This is a genomic window from Pseudodesulfovibrio halophilus DSM 5663 (assembly GCF_059568665.1).
In genome coordinates this window covers 43,760-67,648 of record NZ_JCANTV010000015.1, presented here as the reverse complement: position 1 = coordinate 67,648, position 23,889 = coordinate 43,760, and the positions used below count along the sequence as shown (strand labels likewise).

Genomic DNA, 23,889 nt, shown 5'->3' with positions numbered 1-23,889 from the left:
TAGAAAAAGCCTAAAAAATGTCTAGAAAACATACAATAAATCGAAATTTCAGGATGTTGTAGACCGCATCATTTGCGAGGGCTACTGAGCCTCGCCAGAGGCGGACCCAAGAGACACAATGGGCGCCTCTTTCTTGAATTCCGGAGAAATCTGCGTGATCGGGACGATGGAAACCTTGCCGTCAAGGCTGTTCTGCCACTTTTCAAGGGCGGCAACCGTTTCCTTGTGGGGGTGGCCGATGGCTATGGACACGCCGTGCTTGCGGGCGATTCGTTCCGCCTTCTTGAGCTGGAGAATGATGGCCTGAACATCGCGAGTGTTGTCGATGAAGACGTCACGACGGTAGAAGGGGATTCCAACCTTTCTGGCCGCCTTGCGACCGGCAGAGCGCGATGTGGTGCGGCTGTCCAGGAAAAACAGCCCCTCTTGATCAAGCTCGTCGAGTACGACCTTCATGCCGGTATAGAACTCGGTGAAAGCCGATCCCATGTGGTTGTTCACGCCCTGCGCTCCGGGAACAAGTTCAAGGTTCTGCCTGACGATCTTCTTGATCTGGTCGGCGGTCATGTCCGTGAAAACGGCCCCCTTGCCGGGGTTGGTGTCGGGCCATCCCTGTGGCTGCATGGGGAAGTGAACCAGTAAAGGATCACCGGACTCGCGTACCAGACGCGCGGACTCCGAAGTATGAGTACTGTGCGGCCAGACAGCATAGGCCAGCGGGATATCGAGCTCCAGCAGTCTGCGCAGCAGGTACATGTTTTCCCCCACATCGTCTATGACCACGGCCATTATCGGACCTTCGGGAGCACCGTCGCCAAGCAGAGGCGCCTCGGGTATGTGGGAAAAGGAAATGGTATGCGTTTTCACGTCGTCGACGCTTATGACGATCGCATCGGATGCAACCATCTCTACAACAGCCCGTGACAAACGGCGATCAAGCGCGGCATGAAGGTCATCGAGAAACGCCTTCATGTCTTGGGGTTCAGGCAGCGTCATCTTTTGGAAGTGGTAGTCTTCACCTTCGTGCCTGCGAACCTCGACATCGTCGAGGTGCAATTCGCTGAAATCCGTCTCGTGGACCTTGAGAGCTTCCAGCAGGGAGAAGTCGACCAACCGGACCTGCTCTGCGATTCCCGGGCGCTGCGGCTCCTCGTAAGCACGCCCCACTCCGGTCTTCTGGGAGGAAGTGGCGTTGCTCGCGGCGCTTTCGATACCGGAGGGCGGAAGGGTGGCATCGGGAGCCGTTCTGAGGCTGAAAAAGACGGACAGCGTTACCGCCAGACACAAGGCCACGGCGGTAGCCGCTATGGGGACGGGCCGGAGGAGCTTGTTGCTCCACCGGCCCTTTTCGTCTTCATGTTCCTGAACCTCGTCAGGTCCCTTGTATTCGTCGTTCATCGGCGTTTCGAGTGTTGTTACTTGATGCTGCGGAGCTTGGGCAGCTTCTTCACCAGTTCAAGCGCCATGCGCAGCTGGTTGTCGCGCCCGAGCATTTCGGCGACCTTCTCCGAAACTGTCTTCTTGTGGACCGTATCGCCGTTGGCGTTTTCAAGATGGCCGCTCAGATCCTTTTCGCGGAAGAAACGGTGGGGGCGGTCGTCGTCCTTTTCGCTCGGCTGGATGAATGGAATGGTCAGGTCCGGTTCGATGCCTGTGGCCTGAATGGAGCGCCCGCTCGGAGTGTAGTACAGGGCAGTGGTAAGCTTGATGCCCGCTCCGCCGGGGAGGGGGTAGAGCGACTGCACTGAACCCTTGCCAAAGGAGCGTTCGCCGATGAGCAGGGAGCGGTCGTGATCCTGAAGCGCGCCCGCCACGATTTCCGCGGCGGATGCGGAGCCGGAGTTGATCATAGTGACCAAAGGCACCGTGATGTCATCGCTGCGGGTGGCGAAGTAGTCCTGACGGTTTGCTTCGTCCCGCCCCTGCACGTAGACGAGCAGACCGTCCTCAATGAAGGTATCGGCCACGGACACGGCCTGACCAAGAACTCCGCCCGGATTGTTGCGCAGGTCGAGCACAATGCCCTTGAGCTCCGAGCCGTCCTTCTGGAAGTCGTGGATGCTCTCGCGAAGCACGCGGGTGGTATTCTCGTTGAAACGGGTGAGACGCACCAGCATGTACCCGTTGCCCAGACTGTGCGTCTTGACGCTCACGATGGGCACGGTGCCGCGCACGATCTCAATGTTCTCAGCTGCTTCGGCACCTTCGTGCAGGATGTTCAGCGTGACGGTGGTGCCCTTTTCGCCGCGGATGAGTTTCACCGCATCGTTCAGGGTCATGTCGTAGGTGGGGGTGCCGTCGATTTCGAGGATGATGTCCCCGGCCTTCAGTCCCGCTTCGTAAGCCGGGGTGTCCTCGATGGGAGTGACCACGGTGAGGCGGTTGTTCTCCATGCTGATTTCAATGCCGATGCCGCTGAATTCGCCGCTGGTGCTTTCCTGCATTCCGGAGAATTCTGTGGGAGTCAGATAGTTGGAGTGCGGATCGAGCTGTTCGAGCATGCCCTTGAGGGCGTCGTCGATGAGTTCCTCGCGGGAGATGGGGTTGACGTACTGTTCGACGACCAGTTCAAGAACCTGGCTGAAACGGCTCAGAACCTGAAATCTATCCGGATCCTTTCCCGCGACGCTCGGTCCCGGGGAAACCGCGAGTGCGAAGAGAAGAAGGGCCGTGGCCAGCCAAAGAGTGATTCTCATCAGGTCCTCCCGTGGTGGGGGAGCTTTCGGGCTCGAAGCGAGAGCCCGCTTAGTTTTATCGAGAAGTTAACCAATGCTTTGGATTAATGGGTTTTTGGTGAAAACGCAATTCAAAATACAGACCTGAACCACCCACCAGAGGGTAGTATCCCGTTTTTCCGAGTGGTTCGTCCTTTTCCACCTCCTGTCCGGTCTGCACGAAAGTCTCGGACATGAAGGCATAAAGGCTATAATAATCGAACCCGTGATAAACGATGACCACCTGCCCGAAACCGCGGAGCAGGTCGTTATGCACCACCTTGCCCCAGAATACCGAGCGCACCTCTTCCTGCTCGCCGGTCTCGATGGAGAGCCCCCGTCTGGGCGGGGTGGCAGAAGGGCTGAATCCGGCAGCAACAGAGCCCGATGCGGGCCAGGGGAGCGCACGCTTGTAGTGCTTGAAATTCTTCGTTTTCTGTGTCTGAAGGCGGTAGTTGAGCGTCTTGATGTCCGCAAGAATTCCCTTGAGCTGGCTCTCGAGGTCCTGTTTCTTTTTCCTGACGCTACGCAGTTCGCGCCTGAGGGCAAGTTTGTCGCGCAGCAGTCGGTCCTTTGAGGCGTTCACGCGTTCGAGCTGCGCTTCGGCCTCCTTTTCCAGCAGCCTTTGCCGTTCGAGGTTCTGCGCCAGCTTTTCCGTTGTCTCACGTACCGCGACGAATTTCTTCCGCGTGGCTCCGTATACCTCGGCAAGCCAAGTGAACCGTCTGTCCGCGCTGTCCCAGCTCGCGATGTTCCCGAGTTGGGCTCGCAGATTGGTCAGGTGCACCGGCCAGATCGATTTGACCAGATTTCGCAGCTCGGCAAGCAGTTGCTTGCGCCTGGCGTCCAGTTCGTAGTGCTCCTGCCGAGCTTCATGTTCGTGTTCCCGGATTTTCTGCAACTCGGCTTCCTGCGCGCGGACTTTTGGCAACAGGGTCTTCATGCGGGAACGGATGTCTCGCAACTTCTGCGACAGCCCCCCCTCGCGAGCCTCGAGCCTGTTCATGAGCTGCTCTGTACGGTCGGCCTCCTGCTGCTTTTCCTTCAGCTGCTTGTGCACAGCCTGAGCCATGGCGTGCGTCCCGAAGGTCACAGCAACGAGGCAGATGAGGAATATGAAGAGCAACCGCTTGGAATACTGCATTTAATCCAGAAAAGGCTTGAGGGGGCATGTATCGCAAAGGGGCGCCTTCTTTCGGCACCAGTCCTTGCCGGTTCGCACTATCAAAGCGTGAAACTCGTTGTACAGTGCCACATCCGGGGTCAGAGCGTCCATGAAAAGGGACTGCAGCTCCTCATAGCTCACTTCTTCGGGAGCCATGCGGTGGCGTGAAATCATTCTCGCGGTGTAAGCGTCCACCACGAACACGGGCCTGTCGAAAGCGTACAGGAGCATGGAATCGGCTGTTTCCGGACCTATTCCCTTGACCGAGAGCAGGATTTCCCGCAGCTCACCAGTCTCGAAATCGTCAAATGTGGCAATATCCCAGTCGCAGCGACTCCGGATTAGGTCGAGAAAAGCACGCAGCCGCGCGGCCTTGATATTGTAGTATCCGGCTGGCCGGATCAGGGCGGCAAGCTCTTCCCGAGGCAGGTCGTACATGGCTCGAGGGTCCATGCAGTCAGCCTTTTGCAGAGCTGCTATCGCCTTTTCGACGTTGGTCCACGCGGTGTTCTGCGTGAGGATGGCCCCGACGCACACCTCGAAGGGAGTATCTCCGGGCCACCATCCGCTCGATCCCAGCGAATCGAGCATGGCCCGGTACATGCCCTCAAGCCGTGCGGCGTTGCCCATGGCTAGATAGAGACCTCTTTCCAGAGCAGCGCGACCCATTCGCCCTGACTGAGAATCTCCGGCTTGGGAAGCCCGCGGCGCATATAGGCTGCGGCCACTCGATCGGCCTGCTCTGCAAGGATGCCGGAAAGGATCAGGCTGCCGCCGTCCTTGACATGTCGGACGAGGTCGCCCGCCATCTCGATGAGCGGTCCGGAGAGGATGTTCGCGACCACCAGATCATAGGACCGGTCCGCCGCGACGCTTTCCACGCCGCCCACGGAGAGGGCTATTGTCTCGGCGCACTCGTTGGCGTTGACATTCTCCCGTGCACACACCACTGCCTGCGCGTCGATATCCACGGCGAGACCTTGCAGTCCCAGCTTGGCGAGGCCGATGGCGAGGATGCCGGACCCGGTGCCCATATCCAGAAATTCCTTACCCTTGGCGATACGTCCTTCCTTTGAAAGTTCGCCGATGAGCTCCAGACAGAGAGATGTGGTAGGGTGATGGCCGGTACCGAATGCCATCTTGGGTTCGATGACGATGTGCGTCATGCCGTCATCCACTTGATCCTTGAGCCACGGCGGCAGGATTTCGAAACGGTCGCCGCAGGAAACCGGAGCAAAGAAATCCTTCCAGGCCATGGCCCAGTCCTCGGATTCCTGCTCGTGATATTTCAGGCCACATTCGGGAAATCTCGACTCTATCTCGCTAACCAGCTCCATGCCCAGAGGGTGGTCTTCAAGAAACAGGGTATAGTTGGAACGGCCACCGGACTCGATCTCCTCCCAGCCGTGGGGCACTTTGGTGGAGAGAAATTCGGTGCAGTCGTCGGATTCATCAGCGGGAACGGAGAATTCTATCTTGAGCAGGGTCGCCATATCGCCTTAATCTTCCCTTGAAGTAGAGGTTTAAGAAAAAATGCAGTCAATTCTATGTGTTCAATGTCATGTCATGAAGTCAACGAGGGACCCCTTGCCCGTATAGACCTGATTCATCACCGAGTCGTTGAAGCTCCGGCTTTGCTCGACGGGGTCGTTGTGCGGAGAGTCGGTGCGCTGGCCGGTCTGCGTATCGTTGTCCGGGCCGCTGGAGCGCTTGACGGAGACACGTTCCTCGCGCCGGGCGAGATTGTCCACGCCCGCGTCGGCAAGTCCGTCATAGGCACTGTTGATTCCGGAAATCTCCATGGGCTCCTCCATGTTGCCTCTTGAGGATAAACCCCCGGCGCATCATGGTCAAGAAAGCGGCTTCGCCGGTATCCGGGCTGCGAGGCAGTCAATGGAGCGGTTGAAGGCATCGGCTTCTTCCCAGAAGGGCATGTGTCCGCTCTGGTTGAAGATTTCAAGGCGGCAGTCCGGCATGGATTCAGCGGTGAACCGACCGGTCTTGGGGCCGAAGCAGGCTTTGGCATGCGAGCCGAACGCGGCCAGCGAAGGGACCGTGACCCTCCGCAGGGCGTCAACGTAGTCGCAGCGTGCATACTCCCGGTAGATTGCCGCCGCGGAGGAAGGCCTTGCCAGAAGGTATTCAGCGAACATCCAGTCGAAATCGCTTCCTGCCGCTCCAGCCGCGAACATGCCGTTGACGAATGAACGCCCGTATCCGCTGCGGTTGGCGACGAAGGCGTTCAGGAAGATGTCCAGCGCCATGGCATCGCGTCCGCTCAGGCCGTGGGTGTTCCATTCAGCCGGATGCATGGGGGCGGGAGTGGCCTCGATCAGGCCTAGTGCGTCAATTCGGTCATCCTCGAAATGGTTCCAATATTCCAGCACCACTGGGACAGCCAGCGACCAGCCGCACAGGATGCAGCCGCGCAGGTCGAGGGATTCGATCAGTTCGCGCAGGTCGAGGGCGTAGCGCTCAACGGTGTGCCCGCGCCGCGAGGTTTCGGAACGCCCGTGCCCGCGAAGGTCGTAGGTCACCACCTTGAATCGGTTTGACAGCTCCTTCACCTGACGATCAAAGAAACGGCAGCTCATTGTCCACCCGTGCACGAGCACGAGGGGACGGCCGACACCGTGCGTCTCGACATGAAGCCTGACGCCGTCGCTGGTGATCATTCCTTTTCGTTGAGTTCTGCCAGTTTACCCTTCCATTTTTTGGGGAAAGGCTTGATGTCCATGACGGGGGTGCCGTCGATGGCCTCCAGCGGCTCGACCTCAAGGCGGGTACCCTCAATGCGCATGACGCGGACCCTGTGCAGGCCCACCGGATTGGGGCGGAAGGGGGAACGGGTGGAGAACACGCCACGCTGTGGTTTGTCCTCCTTGCCGCGCGGATGGACCTTGAGCGTCTTGCGGTTCGACTCGTGAAACCACGTGAACAGCTCGATCCAGTCGCCCTCGGAGAGACCGTCGAGGCCGGCCTCGTATTCCGGCTCGATGTCGATGACGGCCCGGACCGCGCCGTCTTCGTCCTCCATCTTGGGGGCGGTGTTCCTGTCCGTTATGCTTGAGCTGATCCAGCCAACGGGATGAATGGTAAGGTCCATGATGCCTCCTACGCGAAGTGGTCGAAGCCGCTGGTTGAAAAATCCTTTCCGTTTACCCGGACGCCGGGGGTGGCGCTGACCTTGCCGAGCATCTGTGCCCCGGGAACCGAGCGCACCTTGAAGCCGGTCTCGAAGTCGGCGGTGCCGAGAAGCGCATAGTCCTCGCCCCCGAGCACGAGGGTCTCCACCGGGTCGAGCCCCTTATCCTCGCAGTAGCGTACCACCTCGGGCGGGATCATGTCTTCGGGAATCTCAATTTCCAGGCCCTGTTCGGGAGTCACCAGCCGGGGCAGATCTCGTGCCAGCCCATCGGATACGTCCATGAGCGAGGAGGTACCGGCCGCAGTGAGCAGAGAGGCGATCATCAGCTTCATCTTGGGTCGCAGATGCGCACGGCAGGCGGCGGGATAGGTTTCTTTGGCTGCGGCGCCCATCTCTTCCATGGCGAGCATGCCCACGCGGGCGAGCCCGAGGTCGCCGCAGACGAAGACGCCGTCGCCGACGTTTGCCTTTCTGCGCTCGATGAAGCGGCCCTTGGAACCTCCGGCACCGAAGATGGTGATGTTCACGCCGAGCTTTTCGGCCCGGCTCAGGTCGCCGCCTGCAAGCACCAGATCATTCTGACGGGCAAGGGAGGCCATGGATGAGAAGAACTCGTCCCAAAAACCGTCCGGCAGACCGTCGGGAATCATCAGGTCCATGTTGAACGCCACGGGGCGCCCCCCCATTCCGGCAATGTCCGAGAGGTTGACCGCGAGCGCCTTGTAGCCGATGTCGCCAGCCGAAAAATAGGAGCGTCGAAAGTGGACGTCCTCGAGAAAAAGGTCCGAGCTGACGCACAGGTCGGACTCGTTGGACAAAATGCAGCAGTCGTCCCCGCGTCCGAGCTTCACGTGCGGATTGCTCAGGGTGAAATGGGAATCGATGAGTTCCAGAAACGCGTCTTCGCTGGTGGGGTTCATGACATTCTCCATTACAAGAGTTCCACGTAATCTTTGATGATAACCTTGAGTCCGAAGCCCGGAAAGTTGATGCGATACTTGTCGGGCGGGATGCGGGCGATGATCTTGCCTTTTCCGAAAATCTTGTGGCGACAGAATCCGAGCTTCTCGGAATCGTCGGAGCCGGCTCCTGAAGCGTTGTGCACCTTGTTGGTCACCTTGGAGGTCCCTTTCGGCTTCGGAGCGTTCTGTTTGCGCTCAAGGCCGCCGGAATAGGATTCGTGCAGCCTATCGAAGCACTCGTTCGGCAGCTCCATGACGAAGGGTGAAGGCATCGCGGGGTCCGAGGTGCCGTTGAAGCGGTTGTAGATGGTCTTGGGCACCATCAGGCTCAGATGTTCCTTGGCACGTGTGCAGGCCACGTACATGAGGCGGCGTTCCTCTTCGAGGTCCTCGGGGCGCTGGATGGCCCGTTTGGACGGGAAGCGGTCCTCAACGAGGTCGATGAGAATGACCGCGCTCCATTCAAGTCCCTTGGAGGAGTGCACCGTCGAGAGCACAACGGCATCCTCGTCGATTTCTTCGTCTTCAGGATCGCCGTCGAGGGACAGGTCGGCCAGAAACTGGTCCATGGTGCGGTAGTTGGCGGCGATCTGGGCCAGCTGCTCCAGTCCCTGCTGCCGCTTGGGGTAGTCGTCCGGGAACTTCTCCGTGAGAATGGGCTGATAGAACGCCATGAGGCGGTCCAAGGTCCCCGCGGGCGTCAACTGGGACCGGCGCACGGCGTCCAGTTCGTCCAGCAGCTCGGCCACTGCGGGATGCTTCTTGCGCATGCTGGCCAGATACTTTTCCCGCCCCTGCGTGTGCAGCGCCTCGTAAATCTTGGCCACGGTTTTGGGCCCGACGCCTTTGACATGATCCAGCGCCCGCTGCCAAGCGAGCAGGTCGTTGGTGTTCACGCTCAGTCGCAAGAGCGACATGATGTCCTTGATGTGCGCGGCTTCGCTGAAGCGTATCCCACCAAACTTGCGGTAGTTCACTCCAAGGCGCGTGAGCGACGTTTCCAGGTGGAAGGACTGGAAGCCGGCCCGGAAGAGCACGGCGATCTCGTTGAGGGAATACCGCTTCTCCAACTCCAGAATCTTGTCCAGCACGATGCGCGCCTGCGTCTGATCGCTGATGGGGTAGACCACCTCGGGCTTGCCGCGCCCCCGGATCTCGGAGAAAAGGTGCTTGTCGAACTTGGTGCGCGCGTTTTCAAGAATGTTGTTGGTCAGGTCGAGGATTTCCTGCGTGCTGCGGTAGTTCTGCTCCAGCCGGATGACTTTGGCTCCGGGGAATATTTCGGGAAACTTGAGGATGTTGTCCACTTTCGCGCCACGGAAGGCGTAGATGGACTGCGCGTCGTCCCCGACGGCCATGACGTTGCCGTCGGCTCCGGTGAGCTTTTGCACGATGCGCGCCTGAACGAGGTTGGTGTCCTGATACTCGTCCACCATGACGTACCGGTAGCGCGTGGAGAGCTGGTTGCGCAGCGGTTCGTTCTCGGTGAGTAGCCTGTCGAATTCGAACAGCAGGTCGTCGTAATCAAGCAGGGCGTGTTTGCGCTTGAACCCGGCGTAGGCCGAAGCGATTTCCGCAATATCGTCGATGTAGGGGGAGAGATGGTAGGCCTCGCGTTGCACGATGGCGTCCAGCGGCTCCTCCTTGTTGCGGGACTTGGTGATCATGTCCAGCACGGTGTTCTTCTTGGGAAACGACTTGTCGCCCTTGCCGAGTTCGAGTTCGGCACGGATGTCGCGCACCGCGTTTTCCTGATCCCCACGGTCCATGAGCGTGAAGCCGCCGTCGAATCCGAGGTCCATGGCGTTGCGGCGCAGGGTGGCATAGGCGAAAGAGTGAAATGTCCCGCCGCTGGTGCCGTCGAGCGGACGCCCGAGGATGCCTTCGGCGCGGGCGAGCATTTCCTGCGAAGCCTTGCGGGTGAAGGTAAGCAGCAGGATCTGCGCAGGGTCCACGCCCTGCTCCACGAGGTGGGCCAGCCGGTAGACGATGGTTCGCGTCTTGCCGGAACCGGCTCCCGCGATGACCAGCACGGGACCTTCGGTGGTGGTGACGGCCTCGTACTGGGCCGGATTCAGTTGATTCTTCAGGTCGATGCTCATTATGGGTCCAGATTGAAATGCTTGAGTATTTCCTGCCCGATTTCGCGCATGCGGCGCGGTTTCGAGCCTTGGGAGTCGTACCAGATGGCGCCGCGGATGGTATGGGCGCCGGTGCGTCCATGAAATCCGAAGATGCTGTCGCGGCCGAACTTCGCCTTGAGGTCGTACCCCGGACGGGCCAGACAGACAAGGTCAGGAGCTCGGTCACGAAGCGGGCCGGGATAGAGTTCATCAGCCGTGAAGACACGTTCCATGACCTGTTCACCCGCATGGGTCAAGCCTTCAAGGGCCGCTTTAAGCTCCGGGATCATCCTGTCTGAATCGGCATCCCGCAGGCAGCCACGCGAAAAGCGGGAACGCCGGTGCAGGTAGATTCTCCCCGGATCAAGAGCAAATGCGCGGGCCTGCGGAGAAACCTTGGAGGAGTCCCACTCGCCTTCCGGCGGGAAATCCAGCGCAAGCAGGCCGTTTGAGACCAGCCAGGTATTGAGGCAAACCTCGGTCTTCAATTCAGTGAACCCGTGGTCCGCATGGACCATCAGCCGCTTCGGCTCCGGCAGCGCGTCGTACCGTTGCAGAAAGTCGCCCACGGCTTTGTCCCATTCGCGCAGGAAGTCCATACATTCCCGGTGAAGCGGATGCATGGCATCCGTTACGGCTGTAAACAGGAAATGAAAGAGCCGGTCGGTTTCCGTCAGTACGAAGACGAAGAGGTCCCAGCCCAGATCGGGCCAGAGCATGTCCAGCGCCTTTCGCCGCGCCTTCAGGCTTTCGCGCAGGCCCTGCAGGAGTCCGGCTGGATCGGCGGCAGCGTTGGCGGTCTCAGGTTCAATGAGATAGCCCGCCTCCTTCAGCTTCGGCAGCAGGAAGGGCGGCTGCACGGCTCGGTCAAGGTCTTCGGCCACGAAGCCCGCCACCAGCATCCCCCGAATGGGCCGGGCCGGATAGGTGTTCGGCAGGTTGATTACCCGCGAGACGCGGCCCGCCTCTCCCAGGCGATCAAAAATGGTGCGGCAGGCCACGGCATCGAAGCTGGCGGGTGAAGAGCGGTAGGTGTCCGGATCGAACCGCGCGAAACCGAATACACCGTGCTCTTCCGGCCCCTTTCCCGTGAACATGGAGGTCCAGTTCACCGGAGAGAGTTCCGGAATTTCAGCGTCAACGGTGTCAGCCTCGGCGGCGATGCGGGCAATGTTGGGCAGAGTGTCACCGAGCCGCCGGGCGAGGTCGAGCGGAAGCCCGTCCAGACCGAGCACGGCCAGCCGGTGCCACTGCCTGTCCTTCAGTACGATACTCACGGATACGCTCCGAAAGGGACCGCCGGAGCGGCCCCTTCAGGGGGCTACTTGAGCCGCGCCTCGTATTTCTTCAGCAGAAACGCAGGATTGTACGAGAGCTTGGCCTTGCGAAGGCCCTCGTCGCCAAGGTCCTGCTCACGGTTCACGTACTTGAATTCCTGTGCGTTGTGCTTGAGGAACATCTGGTTGATGGCCTGATAAACGCCCTTGTACCGTACGTCGCCCTTTTCGAAATGGATGACCACGGTTTCCTCGTCCAACGCTTCGGCCACAGTGTAGGCGATGACGCGGCCGTCCACGCGAATGGCTCCGCCGTACAGGGTTCCGATGCGGTCGAAATCATGAAGCACACGCTCGATGGCGTGATTCTCGGCCACGAGGGCTTCTGACGGATTGTTTTCTTCGTACCACGCGATCCATTCGGCCTGCATGGCGAGGACTTCCTCCACGCACTCCGGCTCCATCGGGTGGTATTCGAAGTCCGTCTTCTTCACGAACTGGTTGAGCAGGTTCTTTTTCTTGTGGAATTTGTTGCCGCGCAATTCGGTGAGGTCTTCGACGGAATAGAGGTAGTCGAAATGGTCCCGGTTCTCGGTCAGCTCGATGCGGTCGGCGTAGGCCTCCTGCCAGAGCTTGGCGAGGTAGTCGGGCACACGGGTGAAGCTGCCTGCCTCCACCATGGCCTTGCAGCCGAACCAGTCATACTCGTGCCACGGGCCGACCGGGGCCCAGCAAACGGTTTCCGGCTTGGTCTGGCGGATGAAGACCATGTTCTTGTGAAAGGCCCATTCAAGACCGTAATGCTCGGCCCAGCCCCAGATGTTGGCAAAGGCGTAGTCAGAGCTGGCCCTGTCCGGGCAGCTGAACAGTGCTTTGTGATATTCTTCCTGACGCGCAAGGCTGATCGGTTCAAATTCTAGCGCCATTGAATGTACCCTTTTTCAGTTTTCGTTCCTTTATCATTGCGAATCTCTGCCAGTTGCGGGTGGCGTAGGTGTGCAGCAGCACGGCGGCCTGTATCACCTGCGAGCAGAGCATTGCTATCCATATCCCTTCGGCCTCGTTCATGAAATGATGGCCCAGTACCCATGCCAGCGGCAGACGCACGAACCATGTGGCCGAGCCCATTATCACCATGTTGTACAAGGTGGCTCCGGCGCCGTTGAGGCAGCCCGCCATGATCATGCTGGTGAGCGTAAACGGTATCGCGAGCACGTTCCACTTCAGATAACTGAGTGCCTGCGCCTCAACGAGCGGTTCCTGTGTCAGCAACGCCACCCATGGCGGCAACAGCGGCCAGATGGCAAATGTCAGCAGGCTGATGCTGACGACCCCGATGCCGAGAATCTTGTACCCGAAAGCCTTGGCGGTGTCCGGGTCGCGCGCGCCAAGATAATGCCCGATGAGAATGCTCGCCGTCATGTTCAGGGCGAATGCGGGCAGAAAGAGCAGTGACTCGATGCGCAGCCCGATGGACATGCCGGCAAGCGCGTCCACCTCGCCGCGGGGCAGGCTCGCCGTGATGGCGTACAGCACGAGATACCCGGAGTGCCAGACGATCTGCATCAACCCGGACGGCCACGCCACCTTCACCAGATACGGCAGGGCCGCCTTGATCCAGCGTACCGGCGGAAAGCTCGCGGGGTCCAGCGCGCCCTGCTTGAGCAGGACGGTCAGGTTGCAGAGCGCTCCGGCCGTCACCGAGCCGAAAGTCGCCCACGCAAGCCCCTTGTAGCCGAGGTTGGGTAGCCCCCACATGCCGAGCCCGAGGCCGACATCCATGACCGCGTTGACGGTGGTCACGACCACCATGGAATACAGCGGCACCATGACCTGCTTGCGCGCCCGGAACACCGCGTTGGTTGTGATGAGCAGATAGTAGGAGGGCAGGATCATCAGGTAGACGTTGAGAAAATACTCCGTGACGTAGCGCATCTCCTGCGGCACCTGAAGAGCGTCCTGCAATATCCCCCGGCAGGGCATTCCCACGAGGAGGAACACGCCGCCGAGCGCCAACGCGCAGGCTACGGCAAGACTGACGTAGCGCTTAACCCGCTTGTGCAGTCCAGCGCCCTCGGACTGGCTGATGGCTGCGACCGCGCCGTTGGCCACGGCAATGGCCACGACCAGCAGGAAGAACAGGGACTGGGTGATGATACCCAGCGAGGCCTGCACTTCGCGGTTGATCTTGCCCGCCACCCAGACGTCGGCCATGCCGATGAAAAAATGGAAGACCATCATGAGTACCTGCGGCCAGGCAAGTCCCCAGATGGTTTTATAGGGAGAACGCGTCATGCGCTCCGAGAGTTCAGGACTGCTCAACGATTCGCTCCTCGATCAAGTGCATCCCGACAGGATAGCCATTTTACGGAAAAAGCCAAGAGGCGGGAGGTAGGAAAATCCTCCCCGGTCGGGTCGATTTGGATCGCGCGGTCCAGCTAGTCGTGCCGGTGAGGAACGTCGCCTTCCACATGAACGTGGGTATGCGTATGCGGGACAAGGGTTCCCGACACTATCCTTCCGTCCTTCATGGCCGCTATCCGCTGTGTGGTGGCGTCGAGGAAATCGGCCTCATGGGAAACGATGAGCTTGGGCACGTCCAGCGAATTGAGGGTTTCGACAAGCTGTTCCCGTGCCTCGGGCGAAAGGCCGGTTGTGGGTTCGTCAAGAACCAGCAGCCCGGGGCGCATGGACAGGACGGTAGCGAGGGCGACAAGCCGCTTCTCACCGCCGGAAAGACGGTACGGGACGCGGTCCTCGAAGCCATGCAACCCGAGGGATTCGAGCGTGCTCACGGCCAGTTCGCGCGCCTCAATGCGCTCCATACCTTGATTCAGTGGACCGAAGGCGACGTCGTCGAGAACGGATGGACAGAACAGCTGATCGTCGGCGTTCTGGAACATGAAACCGATCTTCAGCCGGACCCGTTCAAATTCGTCAGCAGTCTCCACGGGCTGCCCGAAAATGCGAATACTGCCGCTGTCCGGCTTGATCAGCCCCATGAGTACGTGGAGCAGGGTGGTTTTCCCCGCACCGTTGGGCCCCATGAGCCCGAGATTTTCGCTCTGATGCACGGTCAGATCGAGATTGTCGAGCACCTTGCCGCGACCGGGCCATGCGTATGAAATATCTTGAAGTTCGACGAGGTGATCGGTCATGCGGTCCTCCGGATGAATTCGAGCCAGACGAGTCCGGCGGCGACGAGCAGGATAAGGGTCAGAAACGCGACATCGCGTCCGGATGTTCGGAATACGGCGAGGGAGTGAAAGCGCCCGGAGAAGCCCCGGCAGCGCATGGCGTCCCGGACGCGCTCGGCCCGGTCCCAGCTGCGCACAAGCAACATACCTGCCAGCCATGCGTAGGAGCGGTAGGTGTGTACATCCGTGCGCGGACGAAAGCCGCGGGCACGCGCCGCACGGTTCATACGGTCTAATTCCTCCCGGATCAGCACGGCGTAACGATGCGTGAAAACAAGCATGTGGCAGAGCTTGTCCGGCACACGCAGCGACTGCATGGCCGGGCCAAGGTCACGCACCGGGATGCTGCCCATGAGCGCCGTGAGCGAGAGCACCACGGCGTTGGTCTTCAGTGTGATGAGACCGGCCAGCCGAAGGCCTTCCATGGTCACATCAAGTCCGGCGATGCTCGTCAGCGATGTCCCCGGAGTGCTGAAGGGAAGGAATATCCACATGAACAGCGTAAAGAAGTTGACCGCGAGCAGTCGCTTCGCCAGTCGGACAGACGGGAGCCGCGCCGCGAATGCCAGCACGATGCCCACAAGCAGGGCGCTGCCTGCCGCCACGGGGCGCGTCAGAAGCGCGGCGGGCACGGTCAGGACGACTGCGGCAAGCAGCCTGAAACGCGGGTCCAGCGAGTGGACCGGCGATACTGCATGCGCGAACGGTTCGGTTGATTCCGGCAAGCGGCTACTCCGGGCTGAGAGGTGTGTTACGCGATGCGCTCAGGTAGCACACGCGACGTCGACCCGCAAGATCAGGCCAGATCCACTTCGGGCGCGATGGCCGTGATGGCCCCGATGGAGAGCGTAAGGAATTCGCCGAGATCCATGCCGATCTTCTCGCACTCGCGGATACTGTCACGGTTGACGCTGGCGGCGAAGGCCTTGTCCTTCATCTTTTTCTTAAGACTTTTGGCCTTCATGCCGTCCATCTTGGTGGGACGGACCAGAGCGGCCGCGTGGATGAGGCCGGTGACGGTCTCGCCGCAGCGAAGGGCGTAGTCGAACTCGGTTTCCGGCTCCTCGGCGCCGTTCATCTCGCAAGCGTGGCGGCGGATGGCGTTGACGGCGTCCTCGGGCAGTGCGCCGTCGAGCATGTCGATCGTGTCCAGGCCGTGGCGTTCGCCGTTTTCCTTGGTCCCGGCATAATCGAGGTCGTGCAGCAGGCCGGTGATGCCCCAGAGCTCCTCGTCCTTGCCGAGCTTGCTCGCCAGCGCGCGCATGACGGCTTCGGATTCGAGAGCGTGGTTGATGAGGTTGTCTTCGCTGTTGTGCTTTTTCAGCAGTTCAAAGGCTTCCTGACGATTCATTGTACTTATTTCCTTCAAATGATTTGACGATTTTCAATACAGCCAGCAGGCGGCTTCCACGCCCGCAGCAACTTCCTTGAGTGGCGGTTCTTCCCTCGGACATTTGTCGAACGCCTTGGGGCAGCGCGGATGAAACGGGCAACCCGATGGCGGTGCGACGGGGTTGGGCGGCTCGCCTTCGAGTTTGACCGCATTGCTCACCGCGCCGGGCGTCGGGACCGGCACCGCCGCGAGCAGGGCCTGCGTGTACGGATGCCGCGCGCCTGCAAATAACGCCTCGCTGTCCGCAAGCTCCACGATGCGTCCCAGATACATGACGGCCACGCGGTCACACAGGTTGCTGACCACGGAGAGGTCGTGGGAAATGAAGAGATATGTCAGCCCGAAGCTGCTCTGCAGTTCGCGCAGGAGCGAGAGTACCTGCGCCTGTACGCAGACGTCCAGCGCCGAAACCGGCTCGTCGCAAACGATGAGCTCCGGTTTGAGGGCAAGCGCGCGGGCAATGGCGATGCGCTGACGCTGTCCCCCTGAAAACTCGTGCGGATAGCGGGACGCGTAGTCCTCGTCCAGACCGACCTGCTTCAGAAGTCTGAGAGCTTCCGCCTTTCGCTCGGCTCGACTGCCGAGCTTATGGATGTCCAACGGCTCCTTTACGGCTGAACCGATGCTTTGACGCGGGTTGAGCGAGGAGTACGGGTCTTGAAAGATGATCTGGATGTTGCGCCGAAGTTCACGGTCATCCCACTCATTGAGTGTCCTGCCCTTGAACTCGATCTGTCCCGAATCAGGCGGCTCGAGTCCGCAGACGAGCCTGCCGAGGGTAGACTTGCCGCAGCCGGACTCTCCAACAAGTCCCATGGTCTCGCCCTCGCGCATGGTCAGGCTCACCCTGTCAACGGCGCGCAGGCGCGAGGCATCCAACCCCAGCAGGCCGCCGCGAATGCGGTAAGTCTTGGTCAGTTCGGTGAGGGTGAGCAGAGCGGTCATCCCTTCACCCCTTTGTCGAACAGCCAGCAACGCAGATGTCGTCCGTCACGTACCACCTCCCGCGGAGGGACGGTGCGGCAGATGCCCATGCAGTGTGGGCAGCGCGGATGAAAGCGACACCCTTCGGGGCGATGGAAGATTGACGGAACCGTGCCGAGGAGGGCTTGAACGGGTGTCCTGTCGCCGAGTCTCGGCACCGACGCCATGAGTCCCTGCGAGTATGGATGCAGCGGCTCGGAAAAGAAATCTCCGGCAGGAGACAGCTCCACCAGCTCGCCAGCGTACATGACCGCCACGCGATCCGCCATGCCCGCCACCACGCCGAGGTCGTGCGTGATCAGCATGAGCGATCCGTTCATGCGTTCCTTGAGCTCGGACATGAGATCGAGCACCTGCGCCTGAATGGTCACGTCGAGGGCGGTGGTGGGCTCGTCCGCGAGCAGCAGCTCCGGCTCGCAGGCCAGCGCGATGGCGATGACGACGCGCTGTCGCAGGCCGCCGGAAAGCTCGTGAGGAAACGATCTGGCGATTCTTTCCGGGTGTGGGACTCCCGTGAGTCGCAACGTCTCCACGGCGCGGGCGTCGGCTTCGGCGCGCGACAGGTTCATGTGCAGCCGCACGGCCTCGGCGATCTGTTCCCCCACGCGAAAGACCGGGTTCAGGGCGGTCATGGGTTCCTGAAAGACCATAGAAATGCGATTGCCACGCATGGCCCGGAGCTGGTCCGGGTCCATTTCGGTGATGTCGTCGCCGTGAAACAGGATGTGGCCGTCCGTGATTCGGCCGGGCGGATCCGGAACCAGTCCCATGACGGACAGGGCCAGCACGGACTTGCCGCAGCCCGATTCTCCGACAAGGGCGAGGGTTTCGCCTTGCATTACGGACAGGCTGACGGTATCCACCGCCTTGGCCACGCCCTTGGGGCTGGCGAAGCTGGTCGTGAGGCCCTTGATTTCGAGGACGGGTTGCGCCATGTGGGTCGATACTCCGGATTTTCCGGATGTATACAGCAAATCCGTCCATTTAACAACGATCCCCGGGAGTGAACGTGAAGAAGGTAGCCGTTGTCGGCGCAGGACTGGCCGGATGCGAATGCGCGTGGAAACTGGCGGAATCCGGTGTTTCCGTGACGCTTTTCGAGATGAAACCCGTCAAGTACTCGCAGGCTCATGAGCGCGACACCCTTGCCGAGCTGATCTGCTCCAACTCTTTCCGTTCCGCGGACCTCACCGCGGGCGTGGGACTGCTCAATGCCGAGATGCATGAGCTTGGGAGTCTCGTGATGGAAGCGGCGGACGCCACGGCGGTTCCGGCAGGCAAGGCTCTGGCCGTGGACCGCGAACTTTTTTCCCGCCACATCACCGAGCGCATCGAATCTCACGTGAACATCGAACTCAAACGAGAAGAGATCACCTCCCTCGATGACGAGCGCATTCAAGGCTTTGACGCGGTCTGCATCACCGCCGGACCGCTGGCGAGCGAGCCGCTTGCCGAGAGTCTGACGCAGAGCGTTGGCGGAGAAGGGCTCTACTTCTACGACGCCATCGCGCCCATCGTGACGCGCGATTCCATCGACTTTTCAAAGGCTTTCTGGGGATCACGCTGGCGGCCCGAGGATGACGACTACCTGAATTGCCCCATGACCGAGGAAGAGTACAAGGCGTTCATCAACGCCCTGATGGAGGGGGAAAAGGTTCAGGCTCGGGATTTTGAAAAGGAAATCCACTTCGAAGGCTGCCTGCCGGTGGAGGAAATGGCCGAGCGAGGTGAAATGACGCTGGCGTTCGGTCCTCTCAAGCCGGTGGGCCTGACCAATCCGCACAGCGAAGAGCAGCCCTTCGCCGTTGTCCAGCTGCGGGCCGAGAACCGCGACAAGACGGCCTTCAACCTCGTGGGTTTCCAGACCAAGCTCAAGTACCCGGAACAGAAGCGCATCTTCCGCATGATTCCGGGACTGGAAAACGCCGAGTTCCTGCGGCTTGGGTCTATCCACCGCAATACCTACGTGAACGCACCGGAAGTGCTGACCGACGAGCTGGAGCTCAAGGCCCGTCCGGGAGTTTTTCTCGCCGGGCAGATTACCGGCGTTGAAGGGTACCTTGAATCCGCGGCCTGCGGTCTGTGGCTCGGACTGCTGCTGCGCGACAGGCTGGAAGGGAAGGAGTCGAGCCATCCGCCTGCAGAAAGCGCTCTCGGCGCACTCATGGGGCATCTGCAGGCCACTCCGCATAAACGTTTTCAGCCGTCAAACATCAATTTCGGCCTCATGCCGGGGCTCAAAAAGCGCGTGCCCAAGAAATTCCGCAAAGAGGAATATGCGAAGCGCGCAAGAGATGCATTCAAGGACTGGCTCGATTCATAGAACACACAGTACGCACAATTGATTTCTGATAGAAGTTTGGCTACCAAGTAGTGAAACTTCTATCGAGAGAGGGCTTGTTGTGCATACTCATGTTCGTTTGATTGCTCTGGCTGCGCTGACCGTTGTTCTTTGCGGATGTTACCGAAACACCACTGTCAATCCTCATATAGATGAAGATTTGGTCAAACGTGAACAGTTGTACCAGAAGACGTTCGCGTTGGAACGTCGCCTTGGATACGAAGAGAGGGCCGAGAGCGTCGGGCTTCGCATTCTGCAGGCGGGCATGCCCTTTTGCAGAGAAAACTGGAACTACGCGCAGGGTGTAAAGCTAACCACCATCGACTCTATCGAGGATGATTGGAAGCAGGCGTACATCGATTATTTTGATCTCCCGAAGGGACGGGACAACTACGTCTTTGTCGAATCCGTTCAGGCAAACGGTCCAGCAGACAAAGCAGGGCTGAAGCCGGGGATGATCGTCCTCGCCGTCAACGGCAACGAGTTTCCCGACGAAGGGTGGGACTGGAAGCACGAGGTCGCCGACATTTGCGAAGAAGCCTCGGACAAGCCTCGTGTCGTTTTCACGGTTCAGGACAAGGGCAAAGAGAAAAAACTTTCAATCCATTCGGTAAAAGTCTGCGACTACGACGTGAAATATTCGGACAAGGCAGAAATGAACGCCTTCGCCAATGGCGAGGAAATCATCATCTGCAAGGGGATCATCAAGGAATTCCCCGATGATTCCAAACTGGCTCTCATCGTCGGCCATGAACTCGGGCACAACATCGCGGGGCATATCGACCAGAACAAGGCCGCGATCAACACCGGCCTTTTTGTGGACATACTCATCACCGGCCTTACCGGCGTGAGTTCCAACGCCGGCGTGAGCATCGCAAACCAGATGAATTACAGCAACAGCATCGACCATGAAAAGGAAGCCGACTATCTCGGCATGTACTTCGCCTACCGAGGCGGCTACGAAGTCCAGGACGCGGCCGACGTCTGGCGCGGCATGGGGGCCGAGAGCCCTTACGCCATCTCGCATGACACGACTCATCCGAACTCGGCGAGTCGTTATGTGTATCTCAATGAGACATACGATGAGATCATGACGAAAGAGAGGCATGATGAAGTGATCCTGCCGAACCTGACGCAGGAGGCGCTCGATCACTACGGCGGGGTGGAGGAGGTTCCCTACGGCAGCCCCAGAGACCGAGGTGAAGTCATCGCATCAAAGTAGCTCAAGGCCCCGCTTCGGCGGGGTCTTTTTATGCTTGATTCCGCCACGGGCCGGGCGTAGGCATTACCGGAACCCGGAGCTTTCCATGCTGCATCAAGATCATCCTTTTCACCGCTCACCCAACCGAACCATCCTCAAGCTCGCGATCCCCGTGCTTTTTTCCCTTGTGGCAGAACCTGTCACGGGGTTGGCCGACACCGCCTTCGTCGCCCGGCTGGGATCGGAAGCCGCAGCCGCGCTCGGCATCGGGACCATGGCCTTTTCGGCTGTCTTCTGGGCCTTTTCCTTTCTCGGAATAGGGACGCAAACGGAGGTCGCCCTCTCACTCGGTGAAGACGATCCGTCGCGGGCTGCCAGAATCAGTTCGCTGGCCTGCGCCATGGCGGTCGCGGTGGGACTTCTTCTCTTCTTCGGTGCGCTGCCGCTCCTCGACGGCATAGGTGCGCTGCTGGGCGGAGAGGGACCGGTGCTGCAGAACGCCTCCGAATACATGGAGTACAGACTGCTCGGCGCGCCGGGCGTACTGGTGACCGTGGCCTGCTTCGGCGCGCTGCGGGGGGCTCAGGATATGAAGACCGCCCTGTACGTTGCGGTAGGCGTCAATGCCATGAATGTGCTTCTGGACTGGGTTCTGGTCTTCGGCGTTGGGCCTTTCCCGGCCATGGGGGTCGGCGGGGCCGGTCTCGCCAGTTCCATCAGCCAGTGGTGCGGTGCGATCTGGGCGCTTGTCGCGACGGGCCGGATGGTCGGTCTTTCACGCGACTTTCGCCTGGCGGACTGCAGGAAGCTGCTTTCCATCGGCGGCGACATATTCGTGAGGACCGGCGCGGTGCTCGTCTTCCTGTCCCTCTGCACACGTGCCGCGAATCAGGTCGGGCCGGAAGAGGGTGCGGCCTATCAGGCAATCCGCCAGTTCTTCATCTTCGCCGCGCTTTTTCTCGACGCCTTCGCAATTACCGCGCAGTCTCTTGTAGGCTATTTCGTGGGCAGGTCCGACCGGGATACAGCCCGGAGCGTGGCCCGTCTGACCTGCTTCTGGAGCATCGGCACCGGCGCGGCGCTTTGCCTCGGCATGATTCTGTTCCGCGCACAGGTGGCATGGCTGCTCGTGCCGGCTGGCGCGGTCGCGGTCTTTCATCCCGGATGGCTGACGGCGGCGCTCATGCAGCCTCTCAGTTCTTTGTCCTATGCCACTGACGGCATTCATTGGGGCACGGGGGATTTCCGCTTCCTGCGAAACGCCATGGTGATCGCTTCGCTCTGCGGTGTCGCAGCCGTTATCGGCATAGAGCAGGTTCGTCCTGAACCGGCGCTTGTGTGGATATGGCTCGCCGCCACGCTGTGGACATCCATCAGGGCAGGGTTCGGCATAGCAAGAATCTGGCCCGGAATAGGTGACGCTCCCTTGAACCGGCGCGGTGCCATTTGACACCACTGGACCGATCGGAAACGGCCCTTGAGGAACTGCGGGAAAACGGGTGGGAAGACGCGACAGTACTGGATGCGTGCAATCAGGGCACGTTCATGGCGGAAACGCGGTTGCTCATGCAGGCTTTTTCCGTGGGGCGCGGGGCTTGATGAATCCATTGATCATGGGATATGAATCCCTAGTCACAACCGATTCAAATCCAAGGATTCTCCAATGGCGCTGATATTCGGCGGGCCGAAGAAGCCCGTATACAAGGAAGAGAGCAAGAACGACCAGCGGCTTGAGCTTGCCAAGAACCTCTATCTGGGCGGCAAGATCAAGATCGTGACCACCGATGAAATGCCGGGCCGGGAGATTGCCGGTGCGTTCGGCCTCATCGTCTGTCGCAGCTACATTTTCGACAACGCCTTCTACGGCCTGCTGGCTCAGGCGGTTGACGTCAATGCGGACGCCATCATCGCTTATCGCGAAAATGTCTCGTTCCATCCGGAAGGGGACAAATACTATTCCTGCTACGGTACCGCAGTGCGCCTGAAACCCGTCAAGAAGTAACGGGGCCAAGAATGGAAAAGCCCCCGTCCCGTAAGGGAGGGGGGCTTTTTGGTGTTCGCATGGACGGTGGGGCCGCTACCGCTTGACTGCGGCTGCGCCCTCGTACTTGACGGAGATGACCTCATATTCGATCTTCCCGCGCGGGGCGTCAACCACGATCTCGTCACCTTCCATCTTGCCCAGCAGCGCCTGCGCCACCGGAGACATAATTGAGATGGTGCCGTTCTTGTAATCGGCCTCGTCAGCGCCGAGGAGCGTGTATTTCTTGACTTCCTCGGTCTCCATGTCTTCGATCTCGACGGTAGCGCCGAATACGATCTCATCGCTGTTCTGCTTGTCGAGGTCGATCACGTCGAAATACGGCATGCGGGATTCGATGTGGCTGATGCGGGCCTCCAGCATGCCCTGACGTTCACGGGCGGCGTCGTATCCGGCGTTTTCCTTGAGGTCGCCTTCTTCGCGGGCTTCCTTGATGGCCTGAATGACTCCCGGACGTTCCTTCTTCAGCTCGTCCAGTTCCTTCTTGACGCTCTCGTAACCCTGAATCGAAATGGGAATGCGGCTCATGGTGTTCAGTCCTTGATTTCTGTTGATAATAGTAAAGCACACCGGCCGCCGCCTCGGCGGCTGGATTGGTAGTGGTGCGCGACTGCAAACCAGTATCCCTAAGTCAAGCGCAACGAGTGGTCAAGAGAAATCGGATGGAGAAGGTCCTTCTGGCTATTCAGGAGTTTAGCCCTGCAAACCGCAGAGCAGAAACCCCATTATCGGGCGGCATTTCTCGTCGCAGGCAGGGTAGAAACGGCCATGCTGTCTGCTGCCGGAGCGGTTCTCCCGGCCCCAGAAGAATTCCGCGATGCCGAGCGGACGCCAGCCGTTGAGCGCGGCCTGTCGGAGCAGCTTGGGCGCGCAACAGTCCCCGGTTCCGGTCGGGATCCCGCTTCCCTGAAACACCTGCCGGATCGGAGCTGTGTTCCCCCTGAAATCCGTAAGGGTATACAGGTCATGTAGTTCCCGCATGAGCTGGGACGAGAGCTCGCGGCGCATTCGCTTGAGCTCCACGCGCAGGGGATCGTGAACATCAAGCCTGTTTATGCGGCGTCCCAGACGTTTGATCTCGGGCTCTATGTCTTCAGAAAGATTGTCGAAGGACCTCTGGTCGACAAGAGGCGGCGCCCAACCTTCAACGGACCAGACTCCACTGAACTGGCCCGAAAAGGCTTTGGATACGCCGTGAGTGCCGTCAGCATCCCTGAAGACCATCACTCCGAACATCTGGCCGCGGGCCTCTCCGAAGAGTGGGGCGATCGAAAGTCTGGGATCACCCTCCGGCATTTGCCAGTCTATGCGTCCATGACGTTCCAGGTCGTCCATGAGCCCTC

24 protein-coding genes are annotated in these 23,889 nt (G+C 60.0%); 4 read left to right on the top strand and 20 right to left on the bottom strand.

Translation table 11 applies throughout. The annotated features are described in order from the left end of the window. Nucleotides 1–81: 81 nt before the first annotated feature. The 18 genes from BR24_RS14800 to BR24_RS14715 form a co-directional block, all read right to left on the bottom strand. Nucleotides 82–1,398, bottom strand: coding sequence for a divergent polysaccharide deacetylase family protein (locus tag BR24_RS14800; protein WP_496542252.1), 1,317 nt, complete (start codon nucleotides 1,396–1,398; stop codon nucleotides 82–84). A 17-nt stretch (nucleotides 1,399–1,415) separates the two neighbouring features. After that, complete coding sequence (locus tag BR24_RS14795) at nucleotides 1,416–2,696, bottom strand: S41 family peptidase (protein WP_496542251.1); 1,281 nt, start codon at nucleotides 2,694–2,696, stop codon at nucleotides 1,416–1,418. A 55-nt stretch (nucleotides 2,697–2,751) separates the two neighbouring features. Then, nucleotides 2,752–3,858, bottom strand: a complete 1,107-nt coding sequence (locus tag BR24_RS14790) for a murein hydrolase activator EnvC family protein (protein WP_496542250.1) — start codon at nucleotides 3,856–3,858, stop codon at nucleotides 2,752–2,754. Then, on the bottom strand, nucleotides 3,859–4,509 hold the full coding sequence (locus BR24_RS14785; RefSeq protein ID WP_496542249.1) for an endonuclease III domain-containing protein: 651 nt from the start codon (nucleotides 4,507–4,509) through the stop codon (nucleotides 3,859–3,861). 2 nt (nucleotides 4,510–4,511) lie between these two features. Continuing rightward, entirely contained in the window at nucleotides 4,512–5,372 is an 861-nt protein-coding gene (prmA, locus tag BR24_RS14780) for a 50S ribosomal protein L11 methyltransferase (protein ID WP_496542248.1), read from the bottom strand. A gap of 66 nt (nucleotides 5,373–5,438) precedes the next feature. Further along, entirely contained in the window at nucleotides 5,439–5,681 is a 243-nt protein-coding gene (locus tag BR24_RS14775) for a hypothetical protein (RefSeq protein ID WP_496542247.1), read from the bottom strand. Nucleotides 5,682–5,729: 48 nt separating this feature from the next. Further along, entirely contained in the window at nucleotides 5,730–6,554 is an 825-nt protein-coding gene (locus tag BR24_RS14770) for an alpha/beta fold hydrolase (protein WP_496542246.1), read from the bottom strand. Beyond that, the gene (gene tsaA / locus BR24_RS14765; RefSeq protein WP_496542245.1) at nucleotides 6,551–6,985 is read right to left on the bottom strand and encodes a tRNA (N6-threonylcarbamoyladenosine(37)-N6)-methyltransferase TrmO; all 435 of its coding nucleotides are present in this window, start codon (nucleotides 6,983–6,985) and stop codon (nucleotides 6,551–6,553) included. The genes BR24_RS14770 and tsaA overlap by 4 nt, the downstream gene beginning before the upstream one ends. Before the next feature lie 8 nt (nucleotides 6,986–6,993). Next, nucleotides 6,994–7,947 (bottom strand): thiamine-phosphate kinase, encoded by a 954-nt coding sequence (gene thiL, locus BR24_RS14760; RefSeq protein WP_496542244.1) that lies wholly within the window; start codon nucleotides 7,945–7,947, stop codon nucleotides 6,994–6,996. 11 nt (nucleotides 7,948–7,958) lie between these two features. Further along, nucleotides 7,959–10,091, bottom strand: coding sequence for an ATP-dependent helicase (locus BR24_RS14755; RefSeq protein WP_496542243.1), 2,133 nt, complete (start codon nucleotides 10,089–10,091; stop codon nucleotides 7,959–7,961). After that, nucleotides 10,091–11,389, bottom strand: a complete 1,299-nt coding sequence (locus BR24_RS14750) for an alkaline phosphatase family protein (RefSeq protein WP_496542242.1) — start codon at nucleotides 11,387–11,389, stop codon at nucleotides 10,091–10,093. Before BR24_RS14750 ends, BR24_RS14755 begins: the two co-directional genes overlap by 1 nt. Before the next feature lie 44 nt (nucleotides 11,390–11,433). After that, on the bottom strand, nucleotides 11,434–12,315 hold the full coding sequence (locus tag BR24_RS14745; RefSeq protein WP_496542241.1) for a DUF2156 domain-containing protein: 882 nt from the start codon (nucleotides 12,313–12,315) through the stop codon (nucleotides 11,434–11,436). Beyond that, nucleotides 12,299–13,711: an MATE family efflux transporter gene (locus tag BR24_RS14740; protein WP_496542240.1), complete on the bottom strand. Its 1,413-nt coding sequence runs from the start codon at nucleotides 13,709–13,711 to the stop codon at nucleotides 12,299–12,301. Before BR24_RS14740 ends, BR24_RS14745 begins: the two co-directional genes overlap by 17 nt. A gap of 116 nt (nucleotides 13,712–13,827) precedes the next feature. Further along, nucleotides 13,828–14,547 carry an energy-coupling factor ABC transporter ATP-binding protein gene (locus tag BR24_RS14735; RefSeq protein ID WP_496542239.1) on the bottom strand — a complete coding sequence of 240 codons (720 nt, stop codon included), beginning with the start codon at nucleotides 14,545–14,547 and terminating at the stop codon, nucleotides 13,828–13,830. Then, nucleotides 14,544–15,311: a cobalt ECF transporter T component CbiQ gene (gene cbiQ / locus BR24_RS14730; protein ID WP_496542238.1), complete on the bottom strand. Its 768-nt coding sequence runs from the start codon at nucleotides 15,309–15,311 to the stop codon at nucleotides 14,544–14,546. The genes BR24_RS14735 and cbiQ overlap by 4 nt, the downstream gene beginning before the upstream one ends. A 71-nt stretch (nucleotides 15,312–15,382) precedes the next feature. Beyond that, nucleotides 15,383–15,937 (bottom strand): HDIG domain-containing metalloprotein, encoded by a 555-nt coding sequence (locus BR24_RS14725; protein ID WP_496542237.1) that lies wholly within the window; start codon nucleotides 15,935–15,937, stop codon nucleotides 15,383–15,385. Nucleotides 15,938–15,970: 33 nt separating this feature from the next. Continuing rightward, on the bottom strand, nucleotides 15,971–16,924 hold the full coding sequence (locus BR24_RS14720; protein WP_496542236.1) for an ABC transporter ATP-binding protein: 954 nt from the start codon (nucleotides 16,922–16,924) through the stop codon (nucleotides 15,971–15,973). Next, complete coding sequence (locus BR24_RS14715) at nucleotides 16,921–17,898, bottom strand: ABC transporter ATP-binding protein (protein WP_496542235.1); 978 nt, start codon at nucleotides 17,896–17,898, stop codon at nucleotides 16,921–16,923. The genes BR24_RS14720 and BR24_RS14715 overlap by 4 nt, the downstream gene beginning before the upstream one ends. Nucleotides 17,899–17,972: 74 nt before the next feature. On the opposite strand from BR24_RS14715, the gene trmFO reads away from it, so the two are divergent. The 4 genes from trmFO (at nucleotide 17,973) to BR24_RS14695 (ending at nucleotide 22,507) form a co-directional block, all read left to right on the top strand. Beyond that, nucleotides 17,973–19,286, top strand: a complete 1,314-nt coding sequence (trmFO, locus tag BR24_RS14710) for a methylenetetrahydrofolate--tRNA-(uracil(54)-C(5))-methyltransferase (FADH(2)-oxidizing) TrmFO (protein ID WP_496542234.1) — start codon at nucleotides 17,973–17,975, stop codon at nucleotides 19,284–19,286. 178 nt (nucleotides 19,287–19,464) lie between these two features. Beyond that, nucleotides 19,465–20,526, top strand: coding sequence for a M48 family metalloprotease (locus BR24_RS14705; protein WP_496542233.1), 1,062 nt, complete (start codon nucleotides 19,465–19,467; stop codon nucleotides 20,524–20,526). Between the two features lie 85 nt (nucleotides 20,527–20,611). After that, on the top strand, nucleotides 20,612–21,955 hold the full coding sequence (locus tag BR24_RS14700; protein ID WP_496542232.1) for an MATE family efflux transporter: 1,344 nt from the start codon (nucleotides 20,612–20,614) through the stop codon (nucleotides 21,953–21,955). 213 nt (nucleotides 21,956–22,168) lie between these two features. Continuing rightward, the gene (locus tag BR24_RS14695; protein ID WP_018125320.1) at nucleotides 22,169–22,507 is read left to right on the top strand and encodes a hypothetical protein; all 339 of its coding nucleotides are present in this window, start codon (nucleotides 22,169–22,171) and stop codon (nucleotides 22,505–22,507) included. Between the two features lie 75 nt (nucleotides 22,508–22,582). Here BR24_RS14695 and greA read toward each other — a convergent pair whose 3' ends face one another. Then, a complete protein-coding gene (gene greA, locus BR24_RS14690; protein WP_496542231.1) occupies nucleotides 22,583–23,074 on the bottom strand; it encodes a transcription elongation factor GreA in 492 nt (163 codons plus the stop codon). A gap of 165 nt (nucleotides 23,075–23,239) precedes the next feature. Beyond that, nucleotides 23,240–23,881, bottom strand: a complete 642-nt coding sequence (locus BR24_RS14685; protein WP_496542230.1) for a hypothetical protein — start codon at nucleotides 23,879–23,881, stop codon at nucleotides 23,240–23,242. Between the last annotated feature and the right edge of the window lie 8 nt (nucleotides 23,882–23,889).

Coding starts and splice junctions, on each gene's coding strand:
- BR24_RS14800 (WP_496542252.1), bottom strand. CDS start 1,398: ATGAACGACGAATACAAGGGACCTGACGAGGTTCAGGAACATGAAGAC.
- BR24_RS14795 (WP_496542251.1), bottom strand. CDS start 2,696: ATGAGAATCACTCTTTGGCTGGCCACGGCCCTTCTTCTCTTCGCACTC.
- BR24_RS14790 (WP_496542250.1), bottom strand. CDS start 3,858: ATGCAGTATTCCAAGCGGTTGCTCTTCATATTCCTCATCTGCCTCGTT.
- BR24_RS14785 (WP_496542249.1), bottom strand. CDS start 4,509: ATGGGCAACGCCGCACGGCTTGAGGGCATGTACCGGGCCATGCTCGAT.
- prmA (WP_496542248.1), bottom strand. CDS start 5,372: ATGGCGACCCTGCTCAAGATAGAATTCTCCGTTCCCGCTGATGAATCC.
- BR24_RS14775 (WP_496542247.1), bottom strand. CDS start 5,681: ATGGAGATTTCCGGAATCAACAGTGCCTATGACGGACTTGCCGACGCG.
- BR24_RS14770 (WP_496542246.1), bottom strand. CDS start 6,554: ATGATCACCAGCGACGGCGTCAGGCTTCATGTCGAGACGCACGGTGTC.
- tsaA (WP_496542245.1), bottom strand. CDS start 6,985: ATGGACCTTACCATTCATCCCGTTGGCTGGATCAGCTCAAGCATAACG.
- thiL (WP_496542244.1), bottom strand. CDS start 7,947: ATGAACCCCACCAGCGAAGACGCGTTTCTGGAACTCATCGATTCCCAT.
- BR24_RS14755 (WP_496542243.1), bottom strand. CDS start 10,091: ATGAGCATCGACCTGAAGAATCAACTGAATCCGGCCCAGTACGAGGCC.
- BR24_RS14745 (WP_496542241.1), bottom strand. CDS start 12,315: ATGGCGCTAGAATTTGAACCGATCAGCCTTGCGCGTCAGGAAGAATAT.
- BR24_RS14735 (WP_496542239.1), bottom strand. CDS start 14,547: ATGACCGATCACCTCGTCGAACTTCAAGATATTTCATACGCATGGCCC.
- BR24_RS14725 (WP_496542237.1), bottom strand. CDS start 15,937: ATGAATCGTCAGGAAGCCTTTGAACTGCTGAAAAAGCACAACAGCGAA.
- BR24_RS14720 (WP_496542236.1), bottom strand. CDS start 16,924: ATGACCGCTCTGCTCACCCTCACCGAACTGACCAAGACTTACCGCATT.
- BR24_RS14715 (WP_496542235.1), bottom strand. CDS start 17,898: ATGGCGCAACCCGTCCTCGAAATCAAGGGCCTCACGACCAGCTTCGCC.
- BR24_RS14700 (WP_496542232.1), top strand. CDS start 20,612: ATGCTGCATCAAGATCATCCTTTTCACCGCTCACCCAACCGAACCATC.
- BR24_RS14695 (WP_018125320.1), top strand. CDS start 22,169: ATGGCGCTGATATTCGGCGGGCCGAAGAAGCCCGTATACAAGGAAGAG.
- greA (WP_496542231.1), bottom strand. CDS start 23,074: ATGAGCCGCATTCCCATTTCGATTCAGGGTTACGAGAGCGTCAAGAAG.
- BR24_RS14685 (WP_496542230.1), bottom strand. CDS start 23,881: ATGGACGACCTGGAACGTCATGGACGCATAGACTGGCAAATGCCGGAG.